2 protein-coding genes are annotated in these 513 nt (G+C 57.9%); both read right to left on the reverse strand.

Going from position 1 to position 513, the window contains the following annotated elements; all coding sequences use genetic code 11:
- A partial coding sequence (locus tag OQK_RS01495; protein WP_038860397.1) for a response regulator occupies window positions 1-171 on the reverse strand: 171 nt, incomplete at its 3' end.
- Between the two features lie 42 nt (window positions 172-213).
- Entirely contained in the window at window positions 214-459 is a 246-nt protein-coding gene (locus tag OQK_RS01500; protein WP_010209091.1) for a DUF2790 domain-containing protein, read from the reverse strand.
- Window positions 460-513 lie beyond the last annotated feature (54 nt).

Here is a 513-nt window from a genome sequence, read left to right on the forward strand (position 1 = left end):
CATTTTTGGCATCATCACATCCAGCACGATCACGTCGAACGGGGTTTCCAGGGCCTGGTGCAGACCGTCCACGCCGTCGCGGGCGAGACTCACGGAATAGCCCAGTTCCTGCAGGCCATTGAGCAGGTAATTGCCGGCCTTGGGTTCGTCTTCGACTACGAGAATGTTCATGGGAAATGCCCTGTCTCAATGCGTGGCGCAAGTGTAGCCCGATCAATTGTCACTGGCGCAACCAATGCCCTGCACCTGGTAGTCCAGCACGTGTTCGCGGCCTTGGCTGTCGAGGTAGTTGAGGCGTGCGGGGACGATGCCGCATTGGCCGTAGGTGTCGGTGCTCGACAGGACTTTTGCCACGTCCAGGTGGACGAAAAAGCCGGTTTTATCGTGGATCACGGGCTCGGCGGCAAACACGGAACCGGTAGCGAGCAACGCGGCAACGCCGAAGATAAACAGTTTCATGGCGGTATCTCTCTTAATGGGTTGGCTGCCAGGTCATGGCAGTGAGTTCTCGTA

Source organism: Pseudomonas sp. R62, from assembly GCF_000257605.1.
GTDB classification, from domain to species: Bacteria; Pseudomonadota; Gammaproteobacteria; order Pseudomonadales; family Pseudomonadaceae; genus Aquipseudomonas; species Aquipseudomonas atacamensis.

Bases quoted from the DNA above. Each gene is read 5' to 3' on its own strand.
- OQK_RS01500 (WP_010209091.1), bottom strand. From the start codon at position 459: ATGAAACTGTTTATCTTCGGCGTTGCCGCGTTGCTCGCTACCGGTTCC.